This is a genomic window from Streptomyces sp. NPDC055140 (genome assembly GCF_053607285.1).
Genome location: NZ_JBSGTG010000036.1, coordinates 51600 through 59068, shown reverse-complemented (window position 1 = coordinate 59068; position 7469 = coordinate 51600). Strand labels below are relative to the sequence as shown.

General features: G+C 70.1%; 3 protein-coding genes. All 3 read left to right on the top strand.

From position 1 onward, the window contains the following. The first annotated feature begins 684 nt into the window (after positions 1 to 684). The gene (locus ACWFR4_RS41185; RefSeq protein ID WP_453656696.1) at positions 685 to 3432 is read left to right on the top strand and encodes a DEAD/DEAH box helicase; all 2748 of its coding nucleotides are present in this window, start codon (positions 685 to 687) and stop codon (positions 3430 to 3432) included. Next, entirely contained in the window at positions 3432 to 4388 is a 957-nt protein-coding gene (locus tag ACWFR4_RS41180) for a hypothetical protein (protein WP_453656695.1), read from the top strand. The genes ACWFR4_RS41185 and ACWFR4_RS41180 overlap by 1 nt, the downstream gene beginning before the upstream one ends. Before the next feature lie 394 nt (positions 4389 to 4782). Beyond that, positions 4783 to 7440, top strand: a complete 2658-nt coding sequence (locus ACWFR4_RS41175; protein WP_453656694.1) for a hypothetical protein — start codon at positions 4783 to 4785, stop codon at positions 7438 to 7440. Positions 7441 to 7469: the final 29 nt, after the last annotated feature.

Below are 7469 nucleotides of genomic sequence, written 5' to 3'. Positions count from 1 at the left end.
CGGCTCGGGGGGCCCCCCGCCGGGCCCCCCGCACTACCGGATCAGGACGAACACGATCCGCGCGATCTCCACCAGGAGCCGCACAAGGTCCGGCCACGGCGCGCGGCGCGCCGCCCGGGTGCGTACTTTTGTTCGGGGCATGAGTAATTCACCTCCTTTGATGCCGGGAACGAATAGCAGCGTAGCGCGCAGGGAAGCTATGTTGTTAATGCCGCAGGATATTCGCCGATTTCCGGCGGAGCCCGGGGCTTTTGACGGTAAGCCGTAGGCCCGACGTCGGTCATGCGCGTACCCGAAGGGGTTGCGGGCGGGTGCGCGCCGGGCGGGGAGGGATGGGCAGGCATGTGGTCGGAGCGCTGGGACAAGCAGTGGAGCGGGCTTTCCTGCGTGGTGCGGACGGCATCGTCGCGCTCCGGGCGCAGGACGGCTGCGAGGCAGACCAGGGCCCGGCTGGCGTGATCGCCTCTCAGCGTCCGGTTCCGGTTCGCGCAGTCTGCCTGCCGGGCCTTCACTCGATCGGGTGCATTCGCCGTAGGGACGCTGGGGTGGTGGTGGGCGCTGCCAGGCTGGGCAAGAACCCTGGTGGCGCAGCATGGGAGAGGGGCCGAGCGGTTGGGTCAGTACCAACTCACGGACTACCCGGCGTTTTTCGTACCTGGGGATCCTCCGCGGACCGGCCGTTTCATGTTCTGGCGTCCGGCCGCGACGATGGGCCCGGCTGACAAGCTCACCGTGCCGTCCGAGGCGCGCCTGGGAGCGAGCACCACCATGATCGTGCGGTGGTCCGGCGGCAAGGCCAAGACCGGGCACGTCCCGTACTACACCCTTGCGCTGGAAGACGCTTGGCCGCTGCTGGTGCACTGCCGCACCCATGACCGCGGTGATGAGGCCTGCCAGTTCTGGGGTGCCGCCGCCCTGCTGGCGCTGCAGTTAGTGGCCGACGGCCGGCTGGAGCCGACACTGACCGCGCGCGGGTACGACGCGTGGAAGACCACCGACCCGGGGCCGTGGCAGGAGCACCTCGACGCGCTGCTCGCGGCCATGCCGCCCGAGGCTCACGCACACGCGGCCTCGCACTCCTCCCTGGGTTCCGGGCCGTCCATGAGCGACCCCGGTCATCTGCTGTCCGAGTTCTGCGACGCGATGGCGGACTACCTGCCCCGCTCCCCCGGCGCCGCGGTGGCCACCGGCCAGGCCGCGTTCGCCAACCGCGCCGCCCAGCACGTGCCGCACCTGCGCTTGGCCAGCCCCCGCATGGCCGGCCAACCCGCTCTGGGCGTGCGGCTGTCGCTGCGTCTGGAGCTGGACACCGGCGGCGCCGGGACCGGGGTCCGCGCGGTCGTCCAGGTCCACGACACCCCCGGCGGGCACCGGATCGCGGACGCCGAGTCCCTGTGGCGCGCCGTGCCCGCGCCCGGAACACCGGACGCCGCCCGGCAGATGGAATCCCTGCTCGCCCTGCGCCGCGCCGCCGGGGTCTGGCCACCGCTCGCCCGCCTGCTCAAGGACCCGAGCCGTCCCGGAGCGCTGGACCTGGACGAGACCGAGCTCGACGAGCTGCTCGGCGATGCGGTCGCACGCCTGGCCCGGGTCGACTGCGCCGTCCACTGGCCCCGCGACCTGGTCCGCGCCCTGACCGGGCGCACCGTCATCGCGCCACGGCCCGCAACCGTCGCCCCCACCCGCCTGTTGGACGCGGAGCAACTGCTCGACTTCCAGTGGCGTGCCGCCGTCGACGACGAGGACCTGACGGACGCCGAGATGAACGTCCTTGCCGAGGCCCACCGGCCGTTCGTGCGGCTGCGGGACCGCTGGATGCGGGTCGATGCGGCCCTGCTACGCCGTGTCCGCGCCCGCCACCTTGGACAGGTCACCGTCGGCGAGGCCCTGGTCTGCGCGCTGACCGGCAGCGCGCAGATCGGCGGGGAACGTGTCGAGGTCCATCCCACCGGCTGGCTGGCCGACCTGCGCACCGGCTTGACCCGCGCCGCGCACACCGACGTGGCGGTGCCGACCGCTCTGAAGGCGGAGCTGCGCCACTACCAGCGCCACGGGCTCGCCTGGCTCCAGCATCTGACCACCGGTCCGGTCGGCGGGGGGATCCTGGCCGACGACATGGGCCTGGGCAAGACGATCACGCTGATCGCCCTGCACCTGCTGAACCAGGAGAATGCGGCCACTGCCGGGCCGACACTGGTGGTCTGCCCGGCCACCATGCTCGGCGCGTGGGAGCGGGAGATCGCGCGCTTCGCTCCCACCGTTCCCGTCCGCCGCTTCCACGGCCCCGCCCGTACCCTCGATCTCTTGCCCGCGGACGCGGTCGTCCTGACCACGTACGCCACCCTGCGTCGCTCCACCGACCGCCTCACCGCACCCGGCTGGTCGCTCCTGGCCGCAGACGAGGCCCAGGCGGTCAAGAACGCCCTGTCGGGCACCGCCGCGGCGCTGCGCAAGATCCCCAGCCGCAGCCGGGTCGCGCTGACCGGCACCCCCATGGAGAACTCGCTCGCGGACCTGTGGGCGCTGCTGGACTGGGCTACCAGCGGCCTGCTCGGCTCCTGGCCCGCGTTCCGGAAGCGGTTCGCCCGGCCGATCGAGGCCGGCCGCGACACGGCGGCCGCCGCCCGCCTCGCCGCGCTGATCTCCCCGCTGGTGCTGCGCCGCAAGAAGACCGACCCGGGCATCGCCCCTGAGCTTCCGCCCAAGACGGACACGGACGCGTTCGTACCGCTCAGCCGGGAGCAGGCCTCCCTGTATGAGGCCGTCACCCGCGAGGCCCTTCAGCAGATCCGGGCGGCCGACGGCATCAACCGCCGCGGCCTGGTCCTGAAGCTGCTCACCTCGCTGCGGCAGATCTGCAACCACCCGGCGCACTACCTCAAGGAATCCGATCCGACCGTCGCCGGCCGCTCCGGGAAGATCGACCTCCTGGACACCCTCCTCGATCAGATTCTCGCCGAGGGACAATCCGGGCTGGTGTTCAGCCAGTACACCCAGATGCTCGACTTGCTGGCCACCCACCTGAACCGGCGCGGCATCTCCCACCAGGTCCTGACCGGAAAGACCCCAACCGCCCAGCGCGATCAGCTCGTTCAGCGATTCCAGGACGGCGAGTTCCCCGTCTTCCTGCTCTCGCTGCGTGCCGCCGGCAGCGGCCTGACACTGACCCGCGCGGAGCACGTCCTCCAGATCGACCAGTGGTGGAACCCAGCCGTGATGGACCAGGCCGCTGACCGCGCCTACCGGATCGGACAGACGCGCCCGGTCCAGATCCACCGCTTCGTTGCTGAGGGCACCGTGGAGGAGAAGGTCCTCCAACTCCTGGCCACCAAACGCGAGACCGCCGACATGGTCCTGGGAGCAGAACAGCTGGGCCTGACCGAGCTGGGCGACGACCAGCTCGCCGATCTCGTCGCGCTGCGGAGGCGCTGATGGTCTTCTTCTGCTCCTACGGCGACCTCTACGGCACCGTCTACGTGCACCGTGCGACCACCGCCGGTGACGATCGCCGTATCGGTCGTGTCCGCGAGGCCTGGTACGGAGAACTGATGCAGCAGCGCCGCGACGAGCAGCGCATGAATGCCGGGGCACCGTACGTCGAGAAGATCACCGGCCTGACGGTGTGGCCCGGCCGTCTCGGCGGCCGCATTCCCGTCGAGGACGCGAAACCTGCGTACCCCGGCGCCGAGCACAACTACCCGCGCACCATCGACGTGTTCTGGCCCCGCCTGTCCGACGAGCAGTGGCTCTTGGTCGCCGCCGCCGCCCGCCCCCGCGCCCACCACCTCGCCACCGCCACCAGCCACGACGCGATGCTCTGCATCCTCGACCTCGCCTACGCCCTCGACGTGAACCTGCTCCCCACGCTCAGGGAGATCAGCAACTCCGACTGCCCCTGCCGCAGCCGCAAGAGCGTCTGTGACCACATCACCGCCCTCATCGAGTGCTACGCGCGGACTCTGGAACACGAGCCCCTGACCCTGCTCTTGCTGGGCGGGTGCGCCCCCACCGACTTCTTCGCCCTCGTGGACGATCCCGACCACTCCAGTGCACATCCCTACTACCGGCCCGAGAGCCTCCTGTCCCCCACCAGGGACGCCCGCAACCTCTACGACCGGCGCCAGTGGGACGCCGACCCGCCCCTGCCGCGCCTGCCCGCACCGTCGACCGAGCCGACGGGGGCCGGGCCATTGCCCGAACTCAGTGATCCCGCCCATCAGCTCCTGGCCTGCGCTGCCGCCGAGCGCGCGGCCGACCTGCTGGGCCAGGCCCTGCGGCGCCGCCGGTACCCGCTCGTCGACCCCGTCAGGCGGCTGACACCAGAGCGGGACGCAGCCAGACTGGCGGCCTACCGGAGCTCCCCCGAAGAAGCGTCGCCCACCGCCTGATCCCCCGTTGCCCGTGGTGGCACGGCTTCGTTCGTACGGCGTCCACCGCGACCGCGGCGCTGGTCAGCAGGGCGTTGAGCGGGACAGTGACGACGGTGTCGGGTACCCCCGCCGCTCTCGTCGATCATCATGCACAGGGCGGTGTTCGGAAAGGTGAACGAAGTCAGCGGACACAGCCCTCTGCAGGGAGGCGTTCCGGATATCATCGGGGCGAACGCACTTCACCGTGAAGCGTGCCGTGCCCGGACCCACCTCCAGGCTCTGGTGAATCCAGCTGCCGCTGGGAGGTGACGCAGCGGTGACGCCCGGCACTTTTGTCGTCCTTTGACCGCCCTTGCGCACTCTGGCGTTTGTCGTGGTGGGACGGCATGGCGCGGAGCGTGCAGGAGCTGTCTTGTCATCGAAGAACACCACCAACCGCCAGCAGATCGCCAGGGCACTCAACAAGGCGACGGACTGCGGTTATCAGCGGGCTCTGGAGCGCGTCGTCGACGCCGCCGAGCGCAACCTGCTGCCCCCGGTCCTGGACGCGGTCGGTCGTGCGGAAGCCGTCCGCATCCTCACTGCCCCGACTGCGGCCGCCCCCGCCCCGGGCCCCATGCTCGCGAAGGACTATCTCAAGGCCCTGGTGGCGGAGTTCCGTCTCCTGGGATGGGGCGCCGGTCACCATGAGCCAGAAGTCGACTGCTTCGGTCTCACGGCTTATGCAGGGCCCGTCGCAGGACTGAGCTTGTCCGTGGGACGTGCAGACCACGACGCCAACGGCGATGAACTCGATCCGGACGACCCGGAGCAATCTGACCTGACCAAGCCGCTGTACCTGATGGCGATGTGCCCGTCGGGCAACGCCACCGTCGAGGACTTCGAGGATGGCCTCGCGGACTGCTCCACCGAAGCCGTCCGCGTCACCGCGCGCCGCATGAACTCCACACTCGGAAAGACCCGGCTCCGCCGAGTCCGGGGCATGGAAGAGCGATCCACCACGCCGTGTCCGATCTGCGGAGACCGGTACCCCGAGCACCATCTGCTGAAGAACGCGCACAGCGCCGAACCCGTGTGCCCCGCCTGCATCTTCGACGGCGACCAGGCCTACCGCACCGACCTCCCGTACCTCGCAGTGAGACTCGACCGGCTTCTCCACGACGACCTGTCCGCTCCGGCGGGGTGGGATGCTGTTGCGGCCGTCCTCGCCCTGACCTGCGGACCCAACCTGGGCACCCGGCTCGACCGCGAGCTGAAGGAGCGCGGCGGCTGGCCGTTCGTCATGGAACGCTGGGGTGAGCCGCTGGAGCGCTCCTGGATCTGGCTCCCGGGCCCCGGTCACCGGCACGAGGCGTTCAAGCACCTGGGTGCCGGCGCATCTCTGGCCGCGCTCGTCGACGCCGTCGACCGCCACGACCCCACGGCCCGCGCCGCGGCGAAGGCCCTGTCCCGGGCATCTGAGGTGCGCTGGAGGGACGCCCTGTGGCCCGCCGCCATCGCCTACGCAGTGGCCTTCACGGCCCAGGGCTATGAGCGTGACCGCCACCGCACCCCCTTCCACGTCGTCCACTCCTTCAGCGACGGGCTCGAGCAGACCATGCGGCCGTTCGCCGTCACCGGGGACGCCTCCAACGTCGAGTACGGGCTCGAAGCGCTCCTCACGCACCAGTTGTTCCCGATGCTCCTTGAGTACAGCCCTGACGAAGAACCCGCCGATCCCCGCCGCCGGTACGGGGCGCAGCCCGAAGACGACCGCCCCGCCCGGAGCCGAGCCGACGCTCACCTCACCCACAGCATCGACCGCGCGAACCAGGTCGCTGTCGTCCTGGGCAAGATCCCGTTCACTCCGCCCGGTGTCCCGGTCTGGGACGGACCAGCAGTAACCGGAGCCGATGCCCAGGGCCTGGGCAGCACCGCGCCGGCGAACGACCTGTGCCGGGCGGTGCGGGACGAGGCCCGCCAACAGGCGGCCGAAGCCCTCTACGACCTCGATGGGTGCGACGCGGTCGACGCCGAACAGGCATGGACCCGCAACGGCTGGTGGATCCCCTCGGACGACGCCGCCCACGCAGTACGTCAGGCACAGCAGTTTTTCGGTGAGAAGAAGACCCGGGTCAACGCCCTGTGGTTCGGGCCCGGCGCCCAGCTCCCTGAACCCGTGCAGATCTGCGTCGACACCACCAGCGTGAACCCGCACAGCACCGGCCCCCAGGATGTGCCGTGGCTGCAGGTATCGGACGGCCACTCCGTGTTCGGGCTGACGCTGTCCGACATCGCACTGATCCGCCGGGCCGACCCCCGAAGCGAACTCACCCAGGTCTGGCCCTCCGAGCGCTCCTCCGACCGTGAGGCCGAGGCAACGGTGAACGAGACGCATCCCGGTACGACAGGCGGGCCGCTACCCACACTCGATGAACTGTCCCTGCTGACCAACCAGTTCCTGCATCTGGCAGGACACCGGCTCGGCGAGGGCTGGAAGAGCGTCGACGAGAAGGCATACGCCGCTCACCAGCGCCTTGAGAAGGCTCTGGAAGCCGAATACACAGGGTTCCTGGCCACGACGGTCAAGGTGTGGATCAACCTGTTCGACACCGCCCACTCCTGCCCGAGCGGACGGAACGAGGCCTTGCCCGCGTACGCCCTGACCGGCAAGCCCTACGAGGTGGAGTTCACCGTCCACGCCCATGACCCGTCCTGCGGCTGCGGCCAGGAGTACGGCTTCGGCGAGTTCTCCGACCGCGTCTGCCAGCTCCTCATCGTCCTGTGCCTGTACGGCGGACTGATCGAGGTCCACCCCATGATCGAGACCGCCACCGCGACGGACGATCCGCACGATCACCAGGTCGCGCTGCGCGACATCACCTGGGAGGTCGACGGACCCGACGGCTACGACTTCCGGGAGGTCCAGCGTCGAATGATCCGGGACGTCACCGACGCCGAATCGAACCTGAACACCGACACCAACCCGACCTACATTCCGCCGTACATGATCGCGGACGGATGGCACCTGCCCAAAGGTGGAACCTCGATGTTGTTCCACGGACGCCAACGCGAAGACGGGACGGACTGACCGCAACTACGGGCAGGCACGGAGCAGGA